This is a genomic window from Komagataeibacter kakiaceti JCM 25156 (assembly GCF_000613305.1).
In genome coordinates this window covers 1-1,008 of sequence record NZ_BAIO01000692.1, presented here as the reverse complement: position 1 = coordinate 1,008, position 1,008 = coordinate 1, and the positions used below count along the sequence as shown (strand labels likewise).

Annotated in this window: 2 pseudogenes; both read left to right on the top strand. The window is 69.5% G+C overall.

Annotated features, from left to right (window positions below):
• Window positions 1-277: pseudogene (locus JCM25156_RS26010) on the top strand (cysteine desulfurase); the annotation flags it as partial.
• Window positions 274-1,008 (top strand): annotated as a pseudogene (locus JCM25156_RS26005) (cysteine desulfurase family protein); the annotation flags it as partial. The pseudogenes JCM25156_RS26010 and JCM25156_RS26005, both read left to right, overlap by 4 nt.

Sequence of the window (1,008 nt, the reverse complement as noted above, 5' to 3'; positions counted from 1 at the left end):
CAATACCAGCGCGCTGCTCCTGCCGGGGCGGGCGGCGCAGACCCAGCTTATCGCGCTGGACATGGCGGGGTATGGCGTATCGGCGGGGTCGGCCTGTTCATCGGGCAAGGTGGCGCGCTCGCACGTGCTTGAGGCCATGGGGCTGGGCGCGGATGCCGGTTGCGCCATCCGTGTCTCCCTGCCGTGGTCGGTCACGGGGGCGGAGGTCGAGGGCTTCATCGCCGCCTACACGGCCATGGCCGGGCGGCTGGGCACACAGGCGAAAGGCCGGACATGAAGGCGGATGACCTGATCTATCTGGATTATCAGGCGACAACCCCGTGCGATCCCCGCGTGGTGACGGAGATGCTGCCGTGGTTCACACGGCACTTCGCCAATCCGCACAGCCTTGACCATGCCGCCGGGCGCGCGGCGCATGACGCGGTGGAACAGGCCCGTGCCGATGTCGCCGCCCTGCTGGGCGCGCAGGCGCGGGAGATCGTGTTCACTTCCGGCGCGACGGAGGCCAACAACCTCGCCATAAAGGGCGCGGTCCGCCACCTGCGCGAACGGGGTGACCCGCGCGCGCGGGTGGTAACCGTGGCGACCGAGCATAAATGCGTGCTGGAATCCGTGCGCGATCTTGGCCGCGAGGGCTGTGAGCCGGTCATCCTGCCCGTCCGCCCCGATGGCATGCTGGACCCGGACGTGCTGGCCCGCGCGCTGGAGGTGCCGACCCTGCTGGTCAGCATCATGGCCGCCAATAACGAAACCGGCGTGTTGCAGGATCTGGCCACGCTCGCGCCACTGGTGCGCGCTTCGGGCGCGTTGCTGCACAGCGATCTGGCGCAGGCGGCGGGCAAGGTGGATGTGGACGTGCGGGCGTGGGATCTCGATCTGGCGTCGGTTTCAGCACACAAGCTGTACGGGCCGAAGGGGGTTGGCGCGCTTTATGTCCGCCGCAGGCACGGGTGCGTCTGGCGCCGCTGTTTTCCGGCGGCGGGCAGGAGCGCGGCCTGCGTTCGGGCA